Genomic DNA, 23,959 nt, shown 5'->3' on the forward strand with positions numbered 1-23,959 from the left:
GCAAATAGCAAAAATTGGAACTAATTTGAAGTAGTTTTTTTAAACTGGGAAGGCGTTTGACCTGTTATTTTTTTGAAGGTGGTGTTAAAAGTAGTCTTAGAATTAAACCCAGCTTCTAAACCAATAGCGACTAAGGTGTAATCTGAAAATTCAGGTTGTAATAAGTATTTTTTAGACTCATTAACCCGAAGAAGATTTATATAATTTGAAAAAGTTGTTTTTAATTCAGAATTTATCATTCGCGATAAATGGCTGCTACTTATTTGAAGATCTTCTGCCATGGATTCTAAAGTTATGGAAGAATCCAAAAACTTCTTTTCTTCGATAAGCATTTTTTCGAATAACAGAATATGTTTGCCCTTGGTTTCTTCGGAAATGGAATAGTCCTGTTTCACATAAAAAGACTTTCTTATTTTTCTTCGTTCTTCCTGTACCCCAATTTTTCGAGTTCCTATATATCCTAAAGTGTATATTATAATTGAAATACAAATTAACAGCAGATATGCGGGGTATTCATTTTCATTTATAATAGCCCCAACAATGGTGGCATACATCCAAAAAATATTGAAAATAAACAGTAGAATGAATAATATCTTTAGCCACGTAAGTTTTGATTTTACTATTTCAGTATAATATTTCGCAGGCTTTTTTTGATAAATTTCTATTTGCTTCCAAAGAATCAGTAGCACTAGACTAATCATAAAAATACTAAGAAAATCCCCATAGGTATCAATAAATTCCATAACCGTGTACGTGGTTATGAAAAAAGGAACAGTAATATCTAGGAACAAATACGCTAATTTAAAAATTAAACTAGCAAGGAGCACTATAATGAAAGGCAGATAAAATAGCTTTTCGACTCTTGTGTTTTTTCGGTCTGGATATAAAAAGGTCATCACAAAAAAAAAGAACAAAGCTGCCTCTGCAAAAGAATAAGGCACAAAAAGAAGATAATATTCAAGACTCGTTACAAAGCCTATTTCCCATAATAATTCCTGAAGAATGGAAAGGGTAATAATAAGAATTAATAATCCAAGATAGATGGAAGCGCGCGTTCTATATTTTGCGAGCAATAAAATATAGAAGGTCAAGAAAACCCCCTGAATTATTCCCGCAATAACAAGACTGCTATAAAAATTTAATTCCAAATGATTGATTAGTTGGTTTTAAAGGTAGGTAATAATCTTTTTCACCTTTCGTTTTAGTTCCAAAAATCACAAAAGCTTAACCAGCCCGCTCATTCTCCATATCAATAACCTTTGCAACCGTCTTTACTAGACGGTTGTGGTTTTTTACGAACGGGTTTGTTTCATCCCAAACATAGCCTGCAAGTACAGCGCAAATTTGTTCCTTTATCACAGGGTTTTCCGGGCGGTGGAAAAATATTTTCTGAAGATTGCCCGTATACCATTCGCTTACGTAGGTTCTGAAAACATCAACACCTTTCATAATATAACCGGAGTAGTCCTTCTCCCAGTCAACTTTTTCGCCTTTTAATTCCTTGGTTATCAATTTGGCCGCTTTCAGTCCAGATTCAGTAGCAAAAGTTACCCCAGATGAAAACACAGGATCTAAAAATTCGGCGCTATTCCCTGTTAGAGCATAGCCTTTTCCATAAAGTTGCTTAACGGCTTTTGAATAATTTTTGATAACGTGCGGCTCAAAAAGAAATTCCTGATCTTTCAACCTATCATAATAATAGTCGGAAATTTTCAGCATTTCGCGCAGCCTTTCAGCATTCGTGCCTTCAAAAGATTCAATAAATTCTGTTGGCCCTACAAAACCAATACTTGTATTTCCGTTAGAAAAAGGAATAACCCAAAGCCAAACTTCATCTTTTACAACATCAAAAGTAATAAGTGTTCCTTCGGTTCCATCTGGGCGCTCAGTTTCCTTAACATGAGTGTAAATTGCAGAATTAGGATTAAGTGAAGAAGGTTTGTCCAAATCTAGTAACCGTGGCAAAACCCTTCCATAGCCACTGCTATCAATGATGAATTTTGCATTTACTTTATATTCGCTCCCGTCTTCGTCTTTTACTGTGGTGGTTGATTGTCCGTTTTTGTCAAAATCAACTGCTGTTACTTCGTGCCCAAAGGAAACATCCACGCCTTTTTTCACAATTTCTTTTGCAAGCGTATTGTCAAAATCTGCGCGAGGTACTTGCCAAGTGTAGTCCCATCCCGGAGTGTGTTTTTTTCCAAAGTCGAAATTACAAACAATGCCATCCTTCAAAAATCGCGCACCTGCCTTTATTTCAAAATTCTTCTCCATCAAACAATCCAAAAGCCCCGTTTCCTCAAAATGATCCATACAACGTGGCAAAAGACTTTCGCCAATTACAAAACGCGGAAACTTACTTTTTTCAACTACCTTGGAACTTATTCCATTGTTTTTTAAATAGGAGGCGGCAACGCAACCTGAAGGTCCAGCACCAATAATTAACACATCAACAGCAATATCATTCATATTATTAATATATAGATTGTTAAAATATTCTAAATTTGCAATCTAAAGTTACCAATTTTTTTGAGAAAATAAATTTTAATAAAACATTAGATTCAACTATAAATGCCAACATTACAAGGAAAACTTGAACTTGCCGACTTTGAAAGAATAATCTTCAAAAACGATACAGTCCAACTTCACAAAGATATACTAGAAAGGGTTCAAAACAGTTTTGACTTTCTAAAAGAATTTTCTGAAAACAAGATTATTTACGGTGTTAATACGGGTTTCGGCCCAATGGCGCAGTATAAAATTAAGGATGACGAACGCATCCAGCTACAGTATAACCTAATCCGCAGCCATTCTTCCGGCACGGGAAATCCAATACCGGCGCAATACATTCGCGCCGCGATGCTTGCGCGGTTGAACACCTTGAGCCTCGGCAACAGTGGCGTTCATCCCTCAGTCATTAAATTGATGGGTGAACTGCTTAACAAAAACATTATCCCATTAATTTACGAACACGGTGGCGTTGGCGCCAGTGGCGATTTGGTGCAGCTAGCCCATTTGGCGTTAGTGCTGATTGGTGAAGGCGAAGTTTTTTACAAGGGTGAACGCCGAAATACTGAAGAAGTTTTCAAATTAGAAAATCTGCAACCAATAAAAGTTGAGCTTCGCGAAGGTTTAGCGTTAATGAACGGAACTTCAGTAATGACGGGTATTGGCGTAGTAAATGTGCTTTATACAAAGCAAATTATGGATTGGATGATTAAAGCATCTTCCGCCATAAACGAAATTGTAAAAGCATACGACGATCATCTTTCTTTTGAATTGAACGAAACTAAAAAACATAAAGGTCAGCGCCAAATTGCAGAAATGATGCGCAACCATTTAAAAGACAGCAGTCTTACCCGAAAGCGTGAACACCATCTATACAATGGCTCAAAAGATGAAGAGGTTTTTGTTGAAAAAGTGCAGGAATATTACTCCTTGCGTTGCGTGCCACAGATTTTGGGCCCAGTTTTGGACACACTAAATTCGGTTGAAAAAATATTGATTGAAGAAGTAAACTCAGCCAATGACAATCCAATTGTGGATGTGGAAAAAAGAAACGTCTACCACGGCGGAAACTTTCACGGCGATTATGTTTCGTTGGAAATGGACAAACTGAAAATAGTTGTTGCAAAAATGACGATGCTTTCTGAGCGCCAATTGAATTATCTGCTCAATTCAAAATTAAACGATATTCTCCCGCCATTTGTGAATCTCGGAAAGCTTGGGCTAAATTTCGGGATGCAGGGTGTTCAATTTACTGCTACTTCCACTACTGCCGAAAGCCAAATGCTCAGCAACCCAATGTACGTTCACAGCATCCCAAACAACAATGACAATCAAGATATTGTAAGTATGGGTACAAATGCTGCGCTCATTACTAAAAAGGTAATTGAAAATGCTTTCGAAGTGGTTGCAATTGAACTTATCACCATCATTCAGGCAATAGAATATCTAAAAGTTCAGGATCAGGTTTCATCCGAAACAAAAAAAATGTATGATGAAATCCGCGCGATTGTTCCTGTTTTCAAGGAAGATGTGGTTATGTACCCCTACGTGAACCGGGTGAAAGAGTTTTTAATGGATTCCCGTAACTAACTTCAGAATATTTTGTAAATTGTTTCAATCTCTTCAACTAACTTAAAGTCAAGATAATTATGAAACGCCCACTTAAAAATAACGAAGCAACAGAAGATGTTTAATTAGGGTGTTCCATCTTCCATTACTAACCTAATATTAAATACAGATGAAAACAATTTTTACTTTTGCGCTTATTCTCTTGTTGGGAATAACCGCTGTTTCTGCACAGGAACTTGCTTTGGTCCGGGACAATGATCTTTTCGGATACATCAATAAATCTGGCGAGTACGCCATTCAACCACAGTTTGAAAAAGCAGACAGTTTCTCGGGCAATCACGCCGCAGCAATGAAAGACGGAAAGTGGGGTTTTATAAACACTTCCGGAGAATGGGCTATCCAGCCGCAATATGACCGCGTAAAAGCTTTTAATTCTGGCTACGCTCTAGTATTTGAAAACGATCAATGGAAATACATAAATTCAAAAAACGAAACCTTAAGCACTCCTGTGTCCGATAAATATTATGATTTTGATAATGGGGTGGCAATACTTCGAAGCGGCGATAAAATTGGGTTAATCAATACTAGTGGTAAAACCATTTTGGAACCAAAGTATGATGAAATAAAAGGATTCAATAACGGTCACGCAAAATTTAAGAGCGGTGAAAATTGGGGGCTTTTGAATAATAAGGGTGAAGTAATTGTACCTGCAGAATATCTGGAAGTTGGCGATTTCAGTAAAAACGGAATATGGGCGAGAAAAGGTGAAAGTTTTGGAGTAATCAACAACGGAACTTTTACGTTAGTTGAAGGCGCAGATAAAATTTTTGACTTCACAAATGATTCTCCGCTTACTTACGCTCGAAGCAATAAAAAAATGGGTTATATAAATGCCAAAGGCGAATGGATAATCCAGCCCAGTTATGATAAAGTTCGTGCCTTTAACGCAGGTCTGGCTCCCGTGAACGAAGGAAAAGAGTGGGGATTCATAAACGAAAAAGGTGAAAAAGTAATTGACACTAAATACCGGGATGCCGAAATATTTTCTGATAACGGCTTAGCTCCGGTAAAAGAAAAAAAGCTCTGGGGCTTTGTTGATAAAACAGGAAAGCTTGTAATCCCGATGGAATATGATATTTCCGTAGGAATGTTTGGATTTTTACAAAGCGGATCTGACAAGGGATTTCAAAACGGACTTGCCCGCGTAAAGAAAAATAAAGAATGGGGATTCATTAATGAAAGCGGCCAAGTGGTTGGCAAATGGCACCAAAATGCTGAAGCTTTCGTAGATACTTCAAAGTAGAATAAAGATGCTATTAACCTGCAAGGTGTTGCCGACAAAGGTAGCCTCCTTGTAGGTTTTTTCAAAAAATAAGAATGGAAGAGAACAAAACAAAACAGAAATACGCATTGGTAACAGGAGGTTCGCGGGGTATTGGCCGTGCAGTTTGTATTCAATTGGCAAAAGACTTAGATTACAGCCTTCTTATAAATTATAACGGAAACAGAGAAGCTGCGCAGCAAACCTTGAAAGAAGTTAAAGCGAACGGTGGCAAAGGAGAAATAATCCAATTTGATGTTACTGACGCTGAAGCAGTAAATAAGGCATTTGATCTATGGCACGAAGCAAATAAAAATGCTATTATTGAAGTAATAATTAATAATGCGGGAATTACTAAAGACGGTCTGTTTATGTGGATGAAACCTGAAGATTGGCATAATGTAATCGATACCAGTTTAAATGGTTTTTACAATGTTACCAATGCGTTGATCCAAAAACTTTTGGTCAATAAATATGGAAGAGTCATTAACATGGTTTCAGTTTCTGGCCTGAAGGGTACTGCCGGTCAAGTAAACTATTCTGCAGCAAAAGGGGCGGTGATTGGTGCTACAAAAGCATTGGCACAGGAAGTTGCAAAACGCAATATTACAGTGAACGCAGTAGCGCCCGGGTTTATTAAAAGTGATATGACCGCTGCGCTTGACGAAAAAGAATTAAAGAAAATGATTCCCGCCAATCGTTTTGGCGAGGCAGAAGAAGTAGCAAATCTTGTTAGCTTTTTAGCCTCTTCGAGAGCTTCATACATAACAGGGGAAGTAATTAATATTAATGGAGGAATTTATTCATAAAAAGGAGGAGAAGTGAGAAGAGTGGTAATTACTGGAATGGGCATTTATTCCTGCATTGGCAAAAATCTGCAGGAAGTTAAAGAATCGTTGTACAACGGTAAGTCGGGTATTATATGCGATGAAAAAAGAAAAGAATTTGGTTATCGCTCCTGTTTAACGGGTTGGGTGGAAGAGCCTAACCTAAAAGAACAGCTTTCACGTAGAGAGCGTGTTAGTTTAGGAGAAGAAGGTGCCTATGCCTATGCCGCAACTATTGAAGCACTTAAAAATGCAAAAATAGACCAACAGTACCTTGATGAAAACGAAGTAGGGATCCTCTACGGAAACGATAGCACAGCAAAATCTGTAATTGAATCTGTGGATAAAATTCGTGAGAAGAAAGATACAACCCTTGTTGGTTCTGGAGCTATCTTCAAGGCAATGAACTCATCAGTAACAATGAACCTCTCAACTATTTTTAAATTAAGAGGAATAAATTTTACAATTAGCGCCGCATGTGCCAGTGGTTCACACTCCATCGGAATGGCATATTTCCTAATAAAAAATGGATTGCAGGATTGCATCATTTCGGGCGGAGCACAAGAAATTAATGAACTGGCAATGGGAAGCTTTGATGGCTTGGGGGTTTTTTCTACCCAACCAGATCCTACAAAGGCTTGTCGTCCTTTTGATAAAGACCGCGACGGACTTGTGCCAAGCGGTGGAGCAGCAACATTGGTAATTGAAAGCTACGAAAGCGCAATAAAACGTGGGGCACCAATTTTAGGTGAAATTATTGGTTATGGTTTTTCATCAAACGGAGAGCATATATCAACCCCAAACATTGACGGTCCTGCAAGAGCCATGAAAATGGCGTTGAAACAAGCAAATGTTAAAGCTTCAGAAATAGATTATGTAAATGCACATGCCACATCCACGCCAGTTGGCGATACAAACGAAGCCCTTGCAATCACCGAGGTTTTTGGAGAAAATGGCCCTTATGTTAGCTCAACTAAATCTATGACGGGCCACGAATGCTGGATGGCAGGCGCAAGTGAGGTAATTTACTCCATGTTGATGATGGAAAACTCTTTCATCGCACCAAATATTAACCTTGAAACACCAGACGAAGCTGCTTCAAAATTAAACCTTGTTAACAAAACGTTAAATAGAAAAATTGATGTATTTTTGTCGAATTCTTTTGGCTTTGGGGGAACCAATTCCGCATTAATTATTAAAAAATGCAAACATTAAAAATGAACAAAGAAGTTATAGTAGAAAAGATAAACTACTTTTTGGTAGATGAGTTTGAGGTAGAATCCGATGACATTTCACCAAGGGCCAATCTTAAGGAAACTTTGGAACTGGACAGCTTGGACTTTGTAGATTTGGTAGTTGCCATTGAAGCTAACTTTGGCGTGAAATTGACTGGTGAGGATTTCATTAATGTTATAACACTCCAAGATTTTTACGATCTAATTGAAAAGAAAGTTGCCTGAAAATTGTAATAATTATTTATGGCAGGTGAATGGGAGGGCAAAAGCAAAGGAACCGTTTTAGGGTATAAAATATTTATATTCTTTATACAAAAATTAGGTGTTCGTGCGGCATACGGTCTGCTTTATTTTGTTGCACTATATTACGTTTTCTTTGCAGGAAAGAGCACTCGCTCCATTCATTATTATTTTAAAAAAAGACTTAAATACTCCGCTTCAAAAAGTCTTATTAGCATCTTTAAAAGTTATTATACATTCGGGAAAACAATTATTGATAAGGCTGCAATTTCCTCTGGGCTTAAAAATAGGTTTACCCAAGAATGTGATGGGGTTGAAAACATTATTGACCTTTTAGATAAAAAGCAGGGCGGTATTTTAATTAGCGCACACGTGGGTAACTTTGAAATTGCTGAATTCTTTTTTGAAGAGATAGATACCCGCTCACAAATAAGTCTGGTGACTACAGATGTGGAACACCAAAACATTAAGGAATATATGGAAAAAGTAACCATACGTTCCAAAGTGAAGTTTATTTTGGTGAAGGACGACATGTCGCATATTTTTGAAATCAATAACGCCTTGACCAACGGGGAATTGGTTTGTTTCACCGGAGATAGATATATGAAGGGACAAAAAGTTATGACCGAATCGCTAATGGGCAAGGAGGCAAATTTTCCAGCAGGTCCTTTTTTATTGGCAAGCAGACTAAACGTACCAGTTTTGTTTGTTTATGTTATGAAACAAACAAACAAACATTATCATTTATACGCCCGCCGTGCCGAAGTAAAAAATCGCGACGCGCAAGGCTTACTAAAAAAATATACCGAGAGCGTTGAGTGGATGCTGAAAAAATATCCGTTACAGTGGTTTAACTATTTTGATTTTTGGGATACAAACGATTAAGAAATGAAGGAAGTACTAGTAATTTACTATTCACAAACTGGGCAACTTTTTGATATTCTGAAGAATATTTCATCATCCATTTCAGATGCAAACGTAAATATTTCCTATTACGAAATTGTTCCGAAGAAAAAATTCCCTTTCCCTTGGACAGAGACAGAATTTTATAACGCCTTCCCCGAAACTTTTCTTCAAATACCAGCACCCTTTGAAACTATTCCTGCTGAAATTCTTCACAAAAAATACGACTTGATTATTTTGGGTTATACCACATGGTACTTAACACCTTCCATACCAATCAATTCGTTTTTAAAGTCTCAAGAATCAAATAATTTACTCGCAAATACACCAGTTATAACAGTTTCAGCTAACCGGAATATGTGGATAATGGCACAGGAAAAAATAAAGAAATTACTGGTGGCAAAAAATGCACGACTAGTTGGGAATATTGCTTTGGTTGATAGAAACATCAATCACATTAGCGTTATAACCATTGTTCATTGGCTTATGGGAGGTGAAAAAACAAAAATGCTCGGCATCTTTCCAAAACCAGGAGTTTCCGATGAGGATATAGATACCGCATCTCGATTTGGGATTCCTATTAAAAACGCGTTACTTCAAAATAAGTATTCAAACCTTCAAGATAATCTTTTAGAAATAGGCGCCGTAAATGTGGAGCCGTCTTTAATTGCAACCGATATTCGAGGCAATATTGTTTTCACAAAATGGGCCAATCATTTAATAAAAAAAGAAGGCGAAGAAAGAAAGAAATGGCTCGTTTTTTTTAAATATTATTTGTTATTTGCAATATGGCTTATAGCCCCAATAGTATTTATTGTATTTTTGCTCACTTATATCCCAATGTACCGTAGAATACAGAAAGATAAAGCCTATTATTCATCAGTTGCATTAAAGCAAGATTAATGAAGAACGTATACATAACAAGGATTGCGAAGTTTTTACCTAACGAACCCGTAGATAACGAATCTATGGAAGAAAAACTTGGTGTTATCAATGGCAAAACTTCAAAGGCACGTCGTATTATCCTTCGAAACAATCAAATTACAACACGTTATTACGCCATTGATAAAGATGGAAATGTAACACACAATAACGCACAACTTGCGGCAAAAGCTGTGGAAGCATTGTGCGATGAAACTTTCAACAAAAACGAAATTGAGTTACTATCCTGCGGCACCTCCAGCCCGGACCAAATCTTACCGAGCCACGCTGCTATGGTTCATGGCTTTCTAAAGAATGGAAATCTTGAAATAAACTCCCCATCGGGAGCATGTTGCAGCGGAATGAACGCTCTAAAATACGGCTTTATGGCCATAAAATCTGAACAAGTAAATAATGCCGTTTGCACAGGTTCCGAAAGAACATCTTCTTGGATGAAGTCTGATATTTTTGAAGACGAAGTAGCGCATTTACAAGAAATAGATGAAAACCCAATATTGGCCTTCAATAAAGAATTTCTGAGATGGATGCTTTCTGACGGAGCGGGAGCATTTCTTTTGGAAAGTGAGCCAAACGGAGAAACACCATTGAAAATTGAGTGGATGGAGGGCTATAGTTACGCCTTTGAGCTTGAAACTTGTATGTATGCCGGCGGTGATAAACTTGAAGACGGCAGCCTAAAACCTTGGAGCGAGTACCCAGCGGATGTTTGGGGTAAAAAATCGCTTTTTGCAATGAAGCAGGATGTGAAATTACTTGGAGAAAACATCCTTCAAAAAGGAGTTGCAAGTATGAAGCTGGCTATGGAAAAGCACAACATAACCGAAGACGATATTGATTATTATTTGCCACATATATCTTCCTATTATTTCAAGGAAAATCTTTACAACGAAATTGAACGCCAAGGCCTTCATCTGCCTTGGGAAAAATGGTTTTTAAATCTCGAAAAAGTGGGAAATGTTGGCGCCGGTTCCATCTATTTAATGTTGGAAGAATTAGTGCATTCCGGAAAACTTAAAAAAGGCGATAGAATTTTTCTTCAAGTACCCGAGAGCGCACGTTTTGCATATTCTTACGCTTATTTGACGGTTGTGTAAATGAATACTTTCACCGAAAAAATAACGGACAAAGATTTCATCGGAAAACTGATTCCGCAGAAATTTCCTTTCGTTATGGTGGACAAACTGCTTCATTTTGAAGAAAAAAAAGTAGTTGCTGGTTTGACCATTTCCGAAGAAAATATTTTCACACAAAACAATAAATTCACTGCGCCAGGCTTGATTGAGCATATGGCACAAACCGTTGCACTTTACACAGGCTACCAATTTTTTCTAAAAAAAGAAGATCCCCCAACTGGCTACATTGGTGCAATTAAAAAGGCTGAAATCTTTGAATTTCCTTCAGTCGGAAAAGAGTTGAAAACCACGGTAATAATTCTTCACGATATTATGGGGGTTACTTTGGTAACCGCTGAAACCGAGTGCGATGGAAAGATAATTGCTTCCGGTGAAATGAAAACCGTATTGGCCAATTAAGGATGAAAGCAATGGATATTTCAAGTCTCGATATTTCCAACTTTCTACCGCATCGTGAACCAATGCTGATGGTTACTTCGGTACTGGAAATTGACGAAGATTCAGTTGCCACCCAATTTTATATTTCTGAGAATTGTGTTTTTTTGAAAGAGAGAAAACTTTCTGAAACAGGATTGATTGAAAATGCTGCCCAAGCCGCTTCCGCGGTGGTGGGACAAAGTTTTTTTGAAAAGGATGATTTGGAAGGAAAGGGAAACAAACTTGTTGGTTATATAAGCGCCATTAAAAAGGTTGAAATTTTTCAACAGCCAAAAGCTGGTGAAACTATTATTACAAAAGCAAAACTCCTGTCACGATTTGACACAGGCGGAATGACAATGTGTAGCTTAGAAACCGAAACATTCCTCGCTGAAATATTAATTGTATCTTCTACGATGAATTTTTTAATCCATGAAGTCTGATTATGAAGAAAAAAGAAGTGCCACAGGACAAAAGCAACCTAGAGTCCGCAAATTTCCGCGAGCTCTGTTACGCCGTTGATGAAAATGGCGAATATATCACTGAAAACAGCAGCGGTTGGGAACCAAAAACTGTAGCATTAAACAATGCAATCGAAGAAATAAACGAACGTATTGAAGACGCAAAAAAACGTGTAATCGCAGGCGAAACAAGCCCCATTGAATATTATATGGAACTCCACAAAATGGACGTTGGCATCTTGGCAAGTTATGTAGGTTTTTGGCAATGGAAAGTGAAACGACATTTCAAACCTTCCGTTTTTAAAAAATTGAGCGATAAAAAATTGAGTAAGTACGCTGAGGTTTTTGAGATTTCAATTAATGAACTTCAGAACATTTCAAAATAAAGAATGGAAATAGACTTCACCCACCACCAATCAGCCCACTGCGAAAACGGCGTGGTTTCAAACTTGATGAAACACAATGGTTTCAGCGTTAGTGAACCTATGGTTTTTGGTATTGGCAGTGGCTTGTTGTTTTGCTATATTCCGCTGCTGAAAGTGAATCACGCACCCGTTATTACCTATCGCGCGTTGCCAGGACATATTTTTAAGAAGTTCGCGAAGCGCACTGGCGTTAAAATGAAACGCGAAAAATTCAGTAATCCAAAAGAAGCAAAAGCACGTTTGGATGAAAATCTTGAGAAAAATAATCCTGTTGGATTACAAGTTGGAGTTTATAACTTGGTGTATTTCCCGGATGAGTATCGTTTCCATTTCAATGCGCACAATATGGTGGTTTACGGGAAAGAAGGCAATCGTTATTTAATCAGTGATCCGGTAATGGAAAATGTTACTTCTCTTTCTGATAAAGAACTGGAAAAAGTGCGATTTGCAAAAGGTGCCTTCGCACCAAAAGGGCATATGTATTATCCAATCGCTTTTCCAGAAAAACTGGAACTTGAAAAAGCAATTGTAAAAGGAATTAAAGATACTTGCAAAGCAATGTTAGCGCCAGTTTCATTTGTTGGAGTGAGAGGAATTCATAAAATAGCTGGTCTAATTAGAAAATGGCCAAAGCAAAAAGGCATTAAAACCGCTAATCATTATTTGGGACAAGTGGTTCGGATGCAGGAAGAAATTGGCACCGGCGGTGGAGGTTTCCGTTATATTTATGCAGCATTTTTACAAGAGGCTGGGAAGTTGCTCGTGAACGAAAAGTTAATTGAACTTTCCAAAGAAATGACCGAGATTGGCGATTTGTGGCGCGATTTCGCTCTTGAAGCATCACGAATCTACAAAAATAGAAGCGCCCAAACTGATAGTTATAATAAAGTAGCAGATCAACTTGACCGTATTGCAGATTTGGAAAAAGTGTTTTTTAAGAAGCTAAAGAAGGCAATTTGAAAAAGGGTTAATGGTTATTGAGTTATTAGTTAATATGAAAAACAATTATATAGTACTGAATCTGAAGGATTCAAATATTTATAGAAATAAAATTTAGCAAAAGATACGACCCCGTCGGGGTAGAACACGCTTTTTTGAAATCCTTTCTATAAATATTAAATCGCATCGGGATTAAAATAAATAATAAAGTCCCCCTTTGGGGGATTGAGGGGGACAATGATAGAAATAAACCAACTTTCAAAAAAATACAAAGGCGCCGAATACTTTTCGGTTAAAGACCTTAATTTGAAAGTTGAAGATGGCGAAATATACGGCTTGCTCGGCCCGAATGGTGCGGGTAAAACCACGCTAATTTCAATGTTGACTTCACTTTTAAAACCTACTTCGGGTTCTTTTACTATAAACGGATCAAATTTTAAGGAAAACAAAAATCAATTAAAACAATTGATTGGTATTGTTCCTCAGGAATATGCACTTTACCCGACGCTTACTGCTTTTGAAAATTTACAATATTTCGGAAGTATGTATGGGATTAAGGGCGAAATTCTTAAAGAATCCATCAATGAGCATCTCGAAGTAATGGGTCTTTCAAAATTTGCCCATAAAAAAACCGATACGTTTTCCGGCGGAATGAAACGGCGCGTAAACTTGATTGCTGGAATTCTTCACCAACCAAAAGTTTTATTTCTTGATGAGCCAACGGTTGGTGTTGACGTACAATCAAAAAACGTGATTATTGACCATTTGAAACTACTGAACAAACAAGGAACAACAATAGTTTACACTTCACACCATTTAAACGAAGCGGAATTTTTCTGCACCCACGTCGCCATAATTGATAATGGAGAAATCATTATAAAAGGTGTCCCTTCAGATTTGATAAAAAACCAAAGCGGAGCCCATAACCTTGAAGATGTATTTTTGGCAAAAACTGGCAAAGCCCTTCGCGATCATGCATAAACTTTGGGCGTCAACATATAAAGAATTACTGCTGCTGATACGCGATTTGGGCGGAATTGCAATTCTTTTTATTATGCCAATCTTGCTTTTAATTGTCATCACTTTAGTGCAGGATAGTACTTTCAAAACCATCAGTGACGTAAAAATTCCGGTGCTTTTGGTTGATAATGACAAAGGCGAAGTTTCAAAAAATATAATTGAAAATCTTTCCGAATCCAATTCGTTCGAAATTCTTCAGAAATCTTCCGAAGAAGAGGCCAAAGAAGCTGTTTTCTCTGGAGAATACCAACTTGCAATTGTGATTCCGGAAAATCTTTCCGCATCACTTCAAAAGAAAGTGGATCAAAATGTAGAGGGTATTTTGTCAAAATTCGGCTTGGAAGAAGATACTTTGGTAGTTACAAAAGAAACGATTCCGCAAAAAGAAGTTCGATTATATTTTGATCCCGCAACGCAGGTTAGTTTTAAATCTTCGGTTAAAAACGGCATTGATAAAATGATTTCAAAAATTGAAACCCAAAGCATTTACAAAGCATTTCAAACCGAATTGGGCGAAGATGATGCAGAACCTATTTTTGATACCGAAAACTTTATCGCTTTCAAAGAAATTCTACCCACAAGAAACAACGAAGAAATCATCCCAAACTCAGCCCAGCACAACGTTCCGGCGTGGACGCTGTTTGCTATTTTCTTCATTATTGTTCCGCTTTCCATTAATTTGGTAAAGGAAAAAAATCAGGGAACTTTTGTGAGGCTTCGGACCAATCCCGTGAGTTACGCCACAGTTTTAGGCGGAAAAACTATTGTTTATTTGTGTGTTTGCTTGATACAATTTACGTTGATGCTGCTTGTTGGAATTTATCTTTTCCCAGCCATCGGCCTTCCGGGAGTTGATGTTTCGGGAAAATTACCGATGCTTTATGTAGTCGCGCTTTTCTCTGGTTTGGCCGCAATAGGTTTGGGATTGCTTATGGGTACAATCGCAAAAACACAGGAACAGGCCGCGCCATTTGGAGCAACTTCGGTCGTTATTTTGGCGGCACTCGGTGGTGTTTGGGTTCCCGTTTTTGTTATGCCGAAATTTATGCAATTGGTTTCCAAAATTTCCCCGATGAATTGGGGCTTGGAAGCGTTTTACGATGTATTTTTAAGAAATGTGGATTTTGCTAAAATCCTTCCTGAAATTTCGTTATTATTGTTGTTCTTCCTCGCAACAACCGCAATAGCAATAATTTATAATAGAAGAAAAAATGCCGTCTGAAAATAAAAATGAAATAAGCTTTACTTCTGAAATTCGCGTTCGGTTTACCGAAACAGATCCTTTGGGAATTGTATGGCACGGCAATTATATTCAGTATTTTGAAGATGGTCGCGAGGCTTTTGGACGTGAGCACGGTATTTCCTATTTAGAACAAAAGGCAAACGGATACACTTCGCCAATTGTGAAATCTTCCTGCGAGCACAAGTTACCGTTGCGTTATGGCGATGTGGCAACGATTAAAACAACATTTATTCCTTCGCCGGCGGCAAAAATGATTTTTCATTATCGAATTTTTGACCCAAAAGGTAGACTTGTTTGCTTAGGTGAAACCATCCAAGTTTTTTTAAATGAACAAGGCGAGCTTTCACTTACAAAACCTGAGTTTTTTGCTAATTGGAAGAAGAAAATGGGACTGTAGAAAATGGCCAAAACATTCGTTTCATATAACAATATTTTAAGCAGTCTTGGTTTTGACAGCGAAACGGTAGTTGAAAATATTTCTAAAGGCATTTCGGGGCTTGAAAAATATGAAGACACTTCGTTGTTGCCCGAACCTTTTTGTGCTTCCTTAATTTCTTCGGAAAAAATAGAGAGCGAATTCAATAAAATTGGAGATACTTCAAAATTTACGAAGCTGGAGCAAATGATGATCCTTTCGTTGAAAAAAGTAATAACTGCTTCAAATATTCCTTTAAATGAAAGAGTAGGATTGCTGATTTCAACAACAAAAGGAAATATCGATGTACTTGAAAAAGATAGCAATTTTCCCGAAAGCCGCGCCTATCTAAGTGAACTTGGGAAAACAATCCAAAACTTTTTCGGCTTTAATAATGAAGCAATTGTACTCTCAAACGCCTGTGTTTCGGGTGTTTTGGTAATTTCAGTAGCGAAGCGATTTATTTCTGAAGGAAAATACGATCACGTTTTTATAACCAGCGGCGATTTGGTGACCCAGTTTATACTTTCGGGTTTCAATTCATTTCAAGCTTTATCGGCAGAACCTTGCAAACCGTACGATAAAAATAGGATTGGAATAAATCTCGGGGAAGTTGCTGCCAGTGTACTGGTTACTTCTTCAAAAGAAAACCTTTCGAAAGAAGCCGTTGAAATTTTGGGTGATGCAACCTGCAACGACGCGAACCACATTTCAGGGCCATCCCGAACGGGCGAAGGACTTTTCCGAAGCGTAAAAGCTGCGTTGAAAGAGGCAAATATCACTTCTGCAGAAATAGATTATATTTCGGCACACGGCACCGCCACGCCATTTAATGATGAAATGGAGGCAATAGCGTTCAACAGATTGGGAATGGAAAATGTGCCGCTCAATAGTTTAAAAGGGTTTTTTGGGCATACTTTGGGCGCTTCAGGATTGTTGGAAACCATTGTGGGAATGCATTCTATGGAAAAAAACACGCTTTTTATATCCAAAGGATTTGACGAACTTGGCGTTTCTAAAAAAATTAATATCGTCAAAACCAATACGCCAAAAAAGTTGAACATATTCCTTAAAACTGCATCGGGTTTTGGAGGCTGCAACTCGGCTGTGATTTTTAGCAAAACAACCAACTAACCAACCATAAATGCAAACAACAACCAAAAAAATGAGTGCTATTGAGGCTTTGGAAGAAGCGCATCGGATTGCTTTTGCGCCATTTGTTTTTCAGGCATCAGTGTCACTTCGGAAACTTGGGATTCTCGATTATATTTTCGATAACCGGGAAACGGGCGGTCCTACAATTGCAGAGATTTCCGAAAAATTAATGTTAAGCCCATATGGCGTTGGCGTATTATTGGAAATTGCGGAAACCTCGAATATCATCTCTAAAAATGAGGATGAACAGTACGAGCTGACCAAAGTGGGTTATTTTCTCAACTACAATACCACGGCTAGCGTGAACCTGAATTTTACAAATGATGTTTGTTATAAAGGTTTGTTCTATTTAAATGACTCAATTAAAAGCGGGAAACCCGAAGGGCTTAAAGAACTTGGGCAGTGGCCAACTATTTATGAAGGACTTTCACAGTTAAAACCTGCGGAACAAAAATCTTGGTTTGATTTTGACCACCACTATTCTGACGGTATTTTTGAGGATGCACTTGAAAAAATATTTCAGAAGAAGCCAAAAACACTCTTTGATATTGGCGGAAACACTGGCAAATTTTCTATTAAATGCTGTAATTTCAATGACGAAGTTAATGTGAAAATCGTCGATTTGCCTGGCCAACTGAATATTGCGTTGGCAAATGCTGAAAGCAATGGATTTAAAGATAGAATTACGGGCCATCCCATAGATTGGCTCTCTGAAAATCCACAGATTCCAAAAGATGCTGATACTATATGGATGTGCCAATTTTTAGACTGCTTTTCGGAAGATGAAATATTGAAAGTCTTGAGCACTTGCGCCGAATCAATGGATGAAAATGCTGAGTTGATTATCGTTGAAACCTTTACCGATAGACAAAATTTTAAATCAACACAATTTATTTTGGAAGCTACTTCGCTGTATTTTACGGTACTTGCTAACGGAAACAGCAAAATGTATCCGTCAAGTGTATTTTTAAAATTGATTGAAAAAGCAGGACTGCAAGTTCAGGAAGACATAAAACTTGGGGAATACCACACTATGTTAGTTTGCAAAAAGAATGTCTTAAGATCCCCCAAGGAGACTTTATGAAAAATTTGAATAAATAATATTCGTGTTGCTTCAAGAATTTCACATAAAAAGCTATTGTCATATAAAAAGCCAAACTGTTTCGGTCAATGGGCAAACTATTTTTAATGATGATTCCGAAGATTTTTCAGCTTTTATAAAGAATGCATACAAGTTTTTGAAAACGGATTATCCCAAGTTTTTTAAAATGGACAACCTAAGCAAATTGGCTTTTTTAGCGGCAGATGTATTGTTGAAAAATGAAAACCTGAACGAAGAAGAAAACAACATCGCACTCATTTTTTCAAACAAAGCTTCCAGTTTGGACACAGACCGAAAGCACCAAGCAGCGATTGAAAACGATGCTGAATATTTTCCCAGTCCTGCACTTTTTGTTTACACTTTGCCCAATATTTGTTTGGGAGAGATAAGTATAAAACACAGACTGCATTCTGAAAATAGTTTTTTTATCTTTGACCGCTTTAACGCAGAGCATTTGCAACTTTACGCCAATAGTTTATTGCGAAGTGGAAAGGCCGAAAAAGTACTCTGCGGCTGGGTAGATTTAGATGAAAACAGCTACGATGCTTTTCTCTATTTAGTTGAAAATGAAGGCGAAATTGAACATAACACTGAAGAAATAAACAGATTATATAACATATTATGAGCGACTTAAAACTAGAATTGAAAGAAAAAATCATTGAACAATTAAATCTCGAAGATGTTTCAGTTGCAGAGATTGCAGACGACGATTCGCTTTTTGGTGACGGTCTAGGCTTAGATTCCATTGACGCATTGGAACTTATTGTGATGCTGGACAAAGATTACGGCATCCGCTTGAGCGACCCAAAAGAGGGTAGAAAGATTTTTGAATCTGTACAGGTAATGGCAGATTATATTGAAGAACACCGCACGAAGTAATTTTGAATGTCAGGCTGAGCGCAGTCGAAGCCTATTTAACTTTTACAAAACCTCTTATTTTAAATGAGCAAAGGCGTAGCCATAACCGGAATGGGCATTATTTCTGCCATTGGCAACAATGTTGAAGAAAACTATAACGCGCTCATAAATGGCAAAAAAGGCATCACCCGAGTTGACAATATTGAAACCATCCAGCGCAGTGAAATTATGGTGGGTGAAGTAAAATTCACCAATGATGAATTGATTGCCCAATTAAATCTTCCGCCAGAAAATAACTATTCCCGAACCGCAATGCTCGGCGCCATAGCCGCAAAGGAAGCATTTGCAGATGCTGGAATTACCGATATAAAAAAATACAAAACAGGCATCGTTTCCGGCACCAGCGTGGGCGGAATGGATATGACCGAAAAATATTATTACGAATATCTTACCGAAAAAGCTCCCCAAAAATACATTGAAAGCCACCACGCAGGCGATTCCACACAGAAAATTGCTGAGCAATTAGGGATTGAAGAAAGCCTGGTGACAACAATTAGTACTGCTTGTTCTTCCGCAGCAAATGCAATAATGTTGGGCGCACGTTTGATTAAATCTGGAAAGCTGGACAGAGTTTTGGTCGGGGGTGCAGACTGTCTTTCAAAATTTACAATCAATGGTTTCAAAACATTAATGATTTTAAGTGATACCTACAACACTCCTTTTGATGAAAACCGAAAAGGTTTGAATTTGGGTGAAGCAGCAGCGTTTTTGGTTTTGGAAAGTGACAAAGTGGTTAAAGCCGAAAACAGAAAAGTACTTGCCTACGTAAAAGGCTACGGAAATGCCAACGACGCCTTTCATCAAACCGCTTCTTCGGATAACGGTGATGGTGCAACTTTGGCGATGGAAAAAGCATTGAAAGTTGCAGGTTTAAAAGCTTCGGAAATTGACTATATAAATGCCCACGGCACTGCGACTGGCAATAATGACCTCTCGGAAGGCAGAGCGATACTTCGCGTTTTTGGCGAAGATTTGCTGGAATTCAGTTCAACAAAAGCGTATACAGGTCACACGTTGGCTGCTGCTGGAGCCATTGAAGCGGTCTATTCAGTTTTGGCATTACAGCACAATGTTATTTTCCCAAACCTGAATTTTAAAACTCCGATGAAGGAATTTTCAATAATTCCGCAAACGGAATTGAAGCAAAAAGAATTGAATACGGTCCTTTCAAATTCGCTTGGTTTTGGGGGGAATTGTTCCACTGTAATATTTTCGAAGAAATCTTAGCTAAAAAAAAACTTGACATTAGTCTATCTTTATAGTCCAGCAATTTCCGATGAAAAGACTTTTTATTATTGCGGGTTGCAACGGAGCCGGAAAAACAACGGCATCTTATACAATTTTGCCCGACATCTTAGATTGCAACGAGTTTGTAAATGCAGATGAAATAGCAAAAGGCTTATCTCCATTCAATCCCGATAAAAGTTCATTTCAAGCTGGTAGGCTTATGTTGGAAAGAATTAGGGAGTTGATAAAAACACGAGGTAATTTCGCCTTCGAAACCACCCTGTCAACCAAAAGTTATAAAAATTTTGTCATTGAAGCTCAAAAAAGCGGATTTGAAGTAACCTTGCTTTTTTTCTATTTGCAGTCGCCAGAATTAGCCCTTAAAAGAGTTAAAACCCGGGTTGAGGAAGGTGGGCACAATATTCCTCCAAACGTAATTAAAAGACGCTATGAAAACGGTTTGAAAAACTTTTTCGGTATCTTTAAACCGATTGTTGATAAATGGATTTTTATCGATAATTCGGAGAACGGATTTAAAAAAACGATTGCAAAAGGAGATATAAAAGAAGAGCGAATCGAGAATTTAGAAACGTGGAATTTTTTAAAAGAAAAATATGATGAAGGAAAAAGATGAATTGACCGAACTGAGCCAAAAAATAGAAAAAGGTTTGAAAATTTCTTTTCAAAAGCTCATCGCATTCAAAAAATACAAAAACACACCATTTGTTTTTCAGCGAAAGGGTAAAATCGTGGAAATATCTGCTGATGAAGTGGAAAGAGAACTGAAGGAATCAAAAAAAGCCAAGTCGTATAAAACAGAAGAAAAAATCCAATTGGTAAACGAACCCGCCGAAAAAACCCACAAGAAAGAAAAAAAATAGAGATGTAAAAATAAGAATGAAGAAAGTATACATAAACAGCATCGCTTCCATTTCGCCCCAAAAAACTTTTGATAACAGTACATTTTTGGATGAAATAACCCATTACAACGATACAGTTATTTTCGCAGTTGATCCAGATTACAAACAATACATTCCGCCCGCCGCTGCCCGCCGAATGGCAAAAGGCATAAAAATGGGCGTGGTTGCTTCAAAAATCGCGATGAATGAAGCAGGAATTGAAACCGTTGACGCTATTATTACAGGTACTGGAATGGGCTGTATGATAGATTCCGAAAAATTTGTCGGCGCCATTATTGACAACAACGAACAATATTTAACGCCAACCTCTTTTATCCAAAGTACGCACAACACTGTTGCAGGACAGATTGCTTTGGGGATGGAATGCAAAGCTTACAACTTTACATACGTGCATTCGGCCATTTCCTTTGAATCTGCTTTGTTGGATGCAAAAATGCAACTTGAAACCAACGAAGCGCAGCATATTTTGGTTGGAGGTGTTGAAGAATTGGGAGAACATACTACAAAGGTTCACCGAGTAATCAATCACATAAAACCTGAGCCAGTTACTATTTCTGAAGTGTTAAATTCAAAAACCGAAGGTGCCGTTTTTAGCGAAGGAGCCAATTTTTTTGTTGTTTCCAACGAAAAAAAGCAAAGTTGTTATGCAGAATTAGTTGCTTTGGAAACATTCAATACCCTGAAAAAAGAAAGGGTTTCCAAGACCATTGAAAACTTTTTGGAAGAAAACAATTTGATGATTAGCGATATTGATGTTGTTGTTTTTGGAAACAACGGCGATGTGGATTTTGACAATTATTACAACCAACTTTCTGAAGGAATATTCAGTAAAACCCAACAGGTTTTTTACAAACATTTGGTTGGCGAAAACAATACTATTTCTGCTTTTGGGGTTTGGTTGGCATCAAAAATGCTGAAGACCCAAACCATTCCAAAAATTGTAAAAATCAACGAAATAGATTCTACAAAAATAAAAATGGTTCTTTGCTACAATCAATACCGAGGTCAAAACCACAGCCTAGTTTTACTAAAAAAATGTTGAGATTTTATACCATAAACGCCCTGGCTTTAGTAGTCTTTTTTGGACTACTGCTCGCAGGTTTCTTCGGCGATGTTCCTGCTTGGCTTTACATTCTGTTTGTTTTTATTTGGGTTTTGATTACTGTAATTGGTTCTTTTCAAATTAAATTGAACTATCACTTTAATTCTTTTAATCACAATTATAAAATTTCTGAAGACCACATTTCAATCACTTTTGACGATGGCCCACACCTAGATTTTACACCAAAAGTTTTATCACTTTTAAAAACTCACAACGCCAAAGCAACTTTTTTCTTGATTGGAAAAAACGCCGAAAAGAATCCGGAAATAGTTCGCCAAATTATTGAGGAAGGCCATACTATCGGGAACCATTCGTATTCACATTCCAAGAATTTCGGATTTTTTTCTTCCGAAAAAGTAGTTGCTGAATTGAACCGAACAAATTCAGTTTTGAAAGAAATTACTGGAAAGGAATTGAAAATGTTTCGTCCACCTTTCGGTGTAACCAATCCAAATATTAAAAAAGCGTTGAAAAACACGGAACATTTTTCAATTGGTTGGAGCAAACGTAGCTTGGACACGACAAACCTTTCCGAAGAAAAAATTTTCAAACGAATTACTTCCAACTTAAAAAAGGGAGATATAATTTTACTTCACGACAGCAGCGCAAAAACCGTTGCCGTATTGGAACAGTTATTGTTAACTTTGCCCTCGCACAAACTGCAGTCGGTTCCGGTGGACCGCTTACTAGAAATTGAAGCTTATGCGTAATTATTTTTTATTTTTATTTTTTATTTTTATTGGCAGCTCAATTCAAGCGCAGGAAACTGCAATGAGTGCTTCTGAAATTACCTCTTTCAAAGAAAAAGTAATCGCTTCCGCGAAAACAACCCAAACCATTAAAACTGATTTTACACAATACAAGCACCTCGATTTTTTGGCGGATGATGTGAAAACTTCTGGAAAAATGGTTTTTAAAGCACCTAATTTAGTAAAATGGGAATACACAAATCCCTACCAATACAGCGTGATTTTTAAGGAAGACCAACTGCTCATTAACGATGGAGGCACAAAAAGTAAAGTAGATATTGGAAACAGCAAACTTTTCAAAAAACTGAACCAATTAATTGTGAGCAGTGTGAAAGGAAATATGTTTAACGATGCAGATTTTACGGTTTCGTTTTTTAAATCTTCAAAATATTATAAAGCTGTTTTTATACCGAAAGACAAGAAAATAGCGGGTTATATAGCTTCGTTTGAGTTACTTTTCAATAAAGATGACGCACAAGTTTATGAAGTGAAAATGGTAGAACCATCGCAGGATTTCACCAAAATAGTCTTCAATAATCGCACATTAAATACAGCAGTAAATGATTCGATTTTTAGCAATTAGTCTTTTAATTATAGCTGTTCTGACTTCATGTTCACTTAAAACAACTGAGGGATTAAGACAGGTACACTTCAATCGAATGGAGGTTGAAAACCCTTATTTTTCGAATGCCAATATTGATTATGTGTACAAGGCGAAAATTGAAGTTTATAAAAAGAATTTTGGCGGAATATTAATCATAAAAAAAATTGGACCAGCAAACCATCGTGTTGTTTTTACTACTGAATTCGGCAGCAAGCTGTTTGATTTTGAGTTTGAAGGTGAAACTTTTACGAAGCATTTTATAGTAGAAGATTTAGACAAAAAACTAATTATCGATATTTTGCAGGATGATTTTAGGGTATTGGTAAACGAAAGCGCTAAGGTTTTGTCGGTTTATGAATCGAAAAATCAAAGGATATACAAAACAGAATCTAATGAAAGATTCAATTTTTATTTCTTGGAAGACGAGTCCGAAAAATTGGAAAAGATTGTAAATACGACAGAATCAAGGGAAAAAGTAACAATAGATTTTACTTCTGCCGAAGCGGGTATAGCCCAAACTATTGCTATAAAACACAACAATATCAAGCTAACAATTGACTTGGAAAAATTCAAAAAAGAATAAT

General features: G+C 37.3%; 28 protein-coding genes. 26 read left to right on the top strand and 2 right to left on the bottom strand.

Translation table 11 applies throughout. The features are described from left to right. Positions 1-20: 20 nt before the first annotated feature. Positions 21-1,148: a helix-turn-helix domain-containing protein gene (locus ESV24_RS00415; protein ID WP_111813345.1), complete on the bottom strand. Its 1,128-nt coding sequence runs from the start codon at positions 1,146-1,148 to the stop codon at positions 21-23. Between the two features lie 76 nt (positions 1,149-1,224). Next, the gene (locus ESV24_RS00420) at positions 1,225-2,469 is read right to left on the bottom strand and encodes an NAD(P)/FAD-dependent oxidoreductase (RefSeq protein WP_111813347.1); all 1,245 of its coding nucleotides are present in this window, start codon (positions 2,467-2,469) and stop codon (positions 1,225-1,227) included. A 102-nt stretch (positions 2,470-2,571) separates the two neighbouring features. Between ESV24_RS00420 and flxA the strand changes: the two genes are divergently transcribed. From flxA to lolB2, 26 genes are all read left to right on the top strand, one after another. Further along, positions 2,572-4,098, top strand: coding sequence for a flexirubin biosynthesis tyrosine ammonia-lyase FlxA (gene flxA / locus ESV24_RS00425; protein WP_111813349.1), 1,527 nt, complete (start codon positions 2,572-2,574; stop codon positions 4,096-4,098). 148 nt (positions 4,099-4,246) lie between these two features. Further along, positions 4,247-5,380: a WG repeat-containing protein gene (locus ESV24_RS00430; RefSeq protein WP_111813351.1), complete on the top strand. Its 1,134-nt coding sequence runs from the start codon at positions 4,247-4,249 to the stop codon at positions 5,378-5,380. Between the two features lie 74 nt (positions 5,381-5,454). Then, complete coding sequence (gene flxB / locus ESV24_RS00435) at positions 5,455-6,207, top strand: flexirubin biosynthesis SDR family reductase FlxB (protein WP_111813353.1); 753 nt, start codon at positions 5,455-5,457, stop codon at positions 6,205-6,207. A gap of 12 nt (positions 6,208-6,219) precedes the next feature. Continuing rightward, the gene (locus tag ESV24_RS00440; protein WP_111813355.1) at positions 6,220-7,440 is read left to right on the top strand and encodes a beta-ketoacyl-[acyl-carrier-protein] synthase family protein; all 1,221 of its coding nucleotides are present in this window, start codon (positions 6,220-6,222) and stop codon (positions 7,438-7,440) included. A gap of 2 nt (positions 7,441-7,442) precedes the next feature. Continuing rightward, on the top strand, positions 7,443-7,685 hold the full coding sequence (locus ESV24_RS00445; protein WP_111814084.1) for an acyl carrier protein: 243 nt from the start codon (positions 7,443-7,445) through the stop codon (positions 7,683-7,685). 18 nt (positions 7,686-7,703) lie between these two features. Then, a complete protein-coding gene (locus tag ESV24_RS00450) occupies positions 7,704-8,585 on the top strand; it encodes a lysophospholipid acyltransferase family protein (RefSeq protein ID WP_111813357.1) in 882 nt (293 codons plus the stop codon). Between the two features lie 3 nt (positions 8,586-8,588). Continuing rightward, positions 8,589-9,506, top strand: coding sequence for a hypothetical protein (locus ESV24_RS00455; RefSeq protein WP_111813359.1), 918 nt, complete (start codon positions 8,589-8,591; stop codon positions 9,504-9,506). After that, a complete protein-coding gene (gene darB, locus ESV24_RS00460) occupies positions 9,506-10,639 on the top strand; it encodes a dialkylresorcinol biosynthesis protein DarB (RefSeq protein ID WP_111813361.1) in 1,134 nt (377 codons plus the stop codon). Before ESV24_RS00455 ends, darB begins: the two co-directional genes overlap by 1 nt. Continuing rightward, entirely contained in the window at positions 10,640-11,077 is a 438-nt protein-coding gene (locus ESV24_RS00465) for a hotdog family protein (protein WP_111813363.1), read from the top strand. Positions 11,078-11,088: 11 nt separating this feature from the next. After that, on the top strand, positions 11,089-11,538 hold the full coding sequence (locus ESV24_RS00470) for a hotdog family protein (protein ID WP_235003957.1): 450 nt from the start codon (positions 11,089-11,091) through the stop codon (positions 11,536-11,538). Between the two features lie 2 nt (positions 11,539-11,540). Further along, positions 11,541-11,942, top strand: a complete 402-nt coding sequence (DarG, locus tag ESV24_RS00475; protein ID WP_111813367.1) for a flexirubin biosynthesis protein DarG — start codon at positions 11,541-11,543, stop codon at positions 11,940-11,942. 3 nt (positions 11,943-11,945) lie between these two features. Then, positions 11,946-12,941 (top strand): BtrH-related acyltransferase DarH, encoded by a 996-nt coding sequence (darH, locus tag ESV24_RS00480; protein ID WP_111813369.1) that lies wholly within the window; start codon positions 11,946-11,948, stop codon positions 12,939-12,941. Positions 12,942-13,157: 216 nt separating this feature from the next. After that, entirely contained in the window at positions 13,158-13,901 is a 744-nt protein-coding gene (locus ESV24_RS00485) for an ABC transporter ATP-binding protein (RefSeq protein ID WP_111813371.1), read from the top strand. Further along, complete coding sequence (locus ESV24_RS00490; protein WP_111813373.1) at positions 13,894-15,162, top strand: ABC transporter permease; 1,269 nt, start codon at positions 13,894-13,896, stop codon at positions 15,160-15,162. Before ESV24_RS00485 ends, ESV24_RS00490 begins: the two co-directional genes overlap by 8 nt. Continuing rightward, positions 15,152-15,580 carry an acyl-CoA thioesterase gene (locus tag ESV24_RS00495; RefSeq protein WP_111813374.1) on the top strand — a complete coding sequence of 143 codons (429 nt, stop codon included), beginning with the start codon at positions 15,152-15,154 and terminating at the stop codon, positions 15,578-15,580. Before ESV24_RS00490 ends, ESV24_RS00495 begins: the two co-directional genes overlap by 11 nt. 3 nt (positions 15,581-15,583) lie before the next feature. Beyond that, positions 15,584-16,732, top strand: coding sequence for a beta-ketoacyl synthase N-terminal-like domain-containing protein (locus ESV24_RS00500; protein WP_111813376.1), 1,149 nt, complete (start codon positions 15,584-15,586; stop codon positions 16,730-16,732). A 10-nt stretch (positions 16,733-16,742) separates the two neighbouring features. Further along, positions 16,743-17,837, top strand: a complete 1,095-nt coding sequence (locus tag ESV24_RS00505) for a methyltransferase (RefSeq protein ID WP_111813379.1) — start codon at positions 16,743-16,745, stop codon at positions 17,835-17,837. 25 nt (positions 17,838-17,862) lie between these two features. Next, positions 17,863-18,480 (top strand): 3-oxoacyl-ACP synthase, encoded by a 618-nt coding sequence (locus ESV24_RS00510; RefSeq protein ID WP_111814086.1) that lies wholly within the window; start codon positions 17,863-17,865, stop codon positions 18,478-18,480. Then, positions 18,477-18,734, top strand: a complete 258-nt coding sequence (locus ESV24_RS00515; protein ID WP_111813381.1) for a phosphopantetheine-binding protein — start codon at positions 18,477-18,479, stop codon at positions 18,732-18,734. Before ESV24_RS00510 ends, ESV24_RS00515 begins: the two co-directional genes overlap by 4 nt. A 63-nt stretch (positions 18,735-18,797) precedes the next feature. After that, on the top strand, positions 18,798-20,000 hold the full coding sequence (locus ESV24_RS00520) for a beta-ketoacyl-[acyl-carrier-protein] synthase family protein (protein WP_111813383.1): 1,203 nt from the start codon (positions 18,798-18,800) through the stop codon (positions 19,998-20,000). 49 nt (positions 20,001-20,049) lie between these two features. Next, positions 20,050-20,634 (top strand): ATPase, encoded by a 585-nt coding sequence (locus ESV24_RS00525; RefSeq protein ID WP_111813385.1) that lies wholly within the window; start codon positions 20,050-20,052, stop codon positions 20,632-20,634. Further along, positions 20,615-20,881, top strand: a complete 267-nt coding sequence (locus tag ESV24_RS00530) for a hypothetical protein (RefSeq protein WP_146743118.1) — start codon at positions 20,615-20,617, stop codon at positions 20,879-20,881. Before ESV24_RS00525 ends, ESV24_RS00530 begins: the two co-directional genes overlap by 20 nt. A 16-nt stretch (positions 20,882-20,897) precedes the next feature. After that, positions 20,898-21,962, top strand: coding sequence for a beta-ketoacyl synthase N-terminal-like domain-containing protein (locus ESV24_RS00535; RefSeq protein ID WP_111813389.1), 1,065 nt, complete (start codon positions 20,898-20,900; stop codon positions 21,960-21,962). Then, positions 21,956-22,732: a polysaccharide deacetylase family protein gene (locus ESV24_RS00540; protein WP_111813391.1), complete on the top strand. Its 777-nt coding sequence runs from the start codon at positions 21,956-21,958 to the stop codon at positions 22,730-22,732. The genes ESV24_RS00535 and ESV24_RS00540 overlap by 7 nt, the downstream gene beginning before the upstream one ends. Further along, positions 22,725-23,354 carry a flexirubin biosynthesis/transport protein LolA2 gene (gene lolA2 / locus ESV24_RS00545; protein WP_111813393.1) on the top strand — a complete coding sequence of 210 codons (630 nt, stop codon included), beginning with the start codon at positions 22,725-22,727 and terminating at the stop codon, positions 23,352-23,354. The genes ESV24_RS00540 and lolA2 overlap by 8 nt, the downstream gene beginning before the upstream one ends. Continuing rightward, positions 23,332-23,958, top strand: coding sequence for a flexirubin biosynthesis protein LolB2 (gene lolB2 / locus ESV24_RS00550; protein ID WP_111813395.1), 627 nt, complete (start codon positions 23,332-23,334; stop codon positions 23,956-23,958). Before lolA2 ends, lolB2 begins: the two co-directional genes overlap by 23 nt. Position 23,959: the final 1 nt, after the last annotated feature.

The sequence above is a fragment of the Aequorivita lipolytica genome (assembly GCF_007997135.1).
GTDB classification, from domain to species: Bacteria; Bacteroidota; Bacteroidia; order Flavobacteriales; family Flavobacteriaceae; genus Aequorivita; species Aequorivita lipolytica.

Excerpts from the sequence above, each read along its gene's own strand:
- lolA2 (WP_111813393.1), top strand. The coding sequence starts at position 22,725 with ATGCGTAATTATTTTTTATTTTTATTTTTTATTTTTATTGGCAGCTCA.
- ESV24_RS00455 (WP_111813359.1), top strand. The coding sequence starts at position 8,589 with ATGAAGGAAGTACTAGTAATTTACTATTCACAAACTGGGCAACTTTTT.
- lolB2 (WP_111813395.1), top strand. The coding sequence starts at position 23,332 with ATGATTCGATTTTTAGCAATTAGTCTTTTAATTATAGCTGTTCTGACT.
- ESV24_RS00535 (WP_111813389.1), top strand. The coding sequence starts at position 20,898 with ATGAAGAAAGTATACATAAACAGCATCGCTTCCATTTCGCCCCAAAAA.
- ESV24_RS00520 (WP_111813383.1), top strand. The coding sequence starts at position 18,798 with ATGAGCAAAGGCGTAGCCATAACCGGAATGGGCATTATTTCTGCCATT.
- ESV24_RS00505 (WP_111813379.1), top strand. The coding sequence starts at position 16,743 with ATGCAAACAACAACCAAAAAAATGAGTGCTATTGAGGCTTTGGAAGAA.
- ESV24_RS00445 (WP_111814084.1), top strand. The coding sequence starts at position 7,443 with ATGAACAAAGAAGTTATAGTAGAAAAGATAAACTACTTTTTGGTAGAT.
- darB (WP_111813361.1), top strand. The coding sequence starts at position 9,506 with ATGAAGAACGTATACATAACAAGGATTGCGAAGTTTTTACCTAACGAA.
- ESV24_RS00465 (WP_111813363.1), top strand. The coding sequence starts at position 10,640 with ATGAATACTTTCACCGAAAAAATAACGGACAAAGATTTCATCGGAAAA.
- ESV24_RS00485 (WP_111813371.1), top strand. The coding sequence starts at position 13,158 with ATGATAGAAATAAACCAACTTTCAAAAAAATACAAAGGCGCCGAATAC.
- darH (WP_111813369.1), top strand. The coding sequence starts at position 11,946 with ATGGAAATAGACTTCACCCACCACCAATCAGCCCACTGCGAAAACGGC.
- ESV24_RS00420 (WP_111813347.1), bottom strand. The coding sequence starts at position 2,469 with ATGAATGATATTGCTGTTGATGTGTTAATTATTGGTGCTGGACCTTCA.
- ESV24_RS00530 (WP_146743118.1), top strand. The coding sequence starts at position 20,615 with ATGATGAAGGAAAAAGATGAATTGACCGAACTGAGCCAAAAAATAGAA.
- ESV24_RS00490 (WP_111813373.1), top strand. The coding sequence starts at position 13,894 with ATGCATAAACTTTGGGCGTCAACATATAAAGAATTACTGCTGCTGATA.
- flxA (WP_111813349.1), top strand. The coding sequence starts at position 2,572 with ATGCCAACATTACAAGGAAAACTTGAACTTGCCGACTTTGAAAGAATA.
- ESV24_RS00430 (WP_111813351.1), top strand. The coding sequence starts at position 4,247 with ATGAAAACAATTTTTACTTTTGCGCTTATTCTCTTGTTGGGAATAACC.
- ESV24_RS00470 (WP_235003957.1), top strand. The coding sequence starts at position 11,089 with ATGGATATTTCAAGTCTCGATATTTCCAACTTTCTACCGCATCGTGAA.
- ESV24_RS00500 (WP_111813376.1), top strand. The coding sequence starts at position 15,584 with ATGGCCAAAACATTCGTTTCATATAACAATATTTTAAGCAGTCTTGGT.
- ESV24_RS00495 (WP_111813374.1), top strand. The coding sequence starts at position 15,152 with ATGCCGTCTGAAAATAAAAATGAAATAAGCTTTACTTCTGAAATTCGC.
- DarG (WP_111813367.1), top strand. The coding sequence starts at position 11,541 with ATGAAGAAAAAAGAAGTGCCACAGGACAAAAGCAACCTAGAGTCCGCA.
- ESV24_RS00540 (WP_111813391.1), top strand. The coding sequence starts at position 21,956 with ATGTTGAGATTTTATACCATAAACGCCCTGGCTTTAGTAGTCTTTTTT.
- ESV24_RS00525 (WP_111813385.1), top strand. The coding sequence starts at position 20,050 with ATGAAAAGACTTTTTATTATTGCGGGTTGCAACGGAGCCGGAAAAACA.
- flxB (WP_111813353.1), top strand. The coding sequence starts at position 5,455 with ATGGAAGAGAACAAAACAAAACAGAAATACGCATTGGTAACAGGAGGT.
- ESV24_RS00450 (WP_111813357.1), top strand. The coding sequence starts at position 7,704 with ATGGCAGGTGAATGGGAGGGCAAAAGCAAAGGAACCGTTTTAGGGTAT.
- ESV24_RS00515 (WP_111813381.1), top strand. The coding sequence starts at position 18,477 with ATGAGCGACTTAAAACTAGAATTGAAAGAAAAAATCATTGAACAATTA.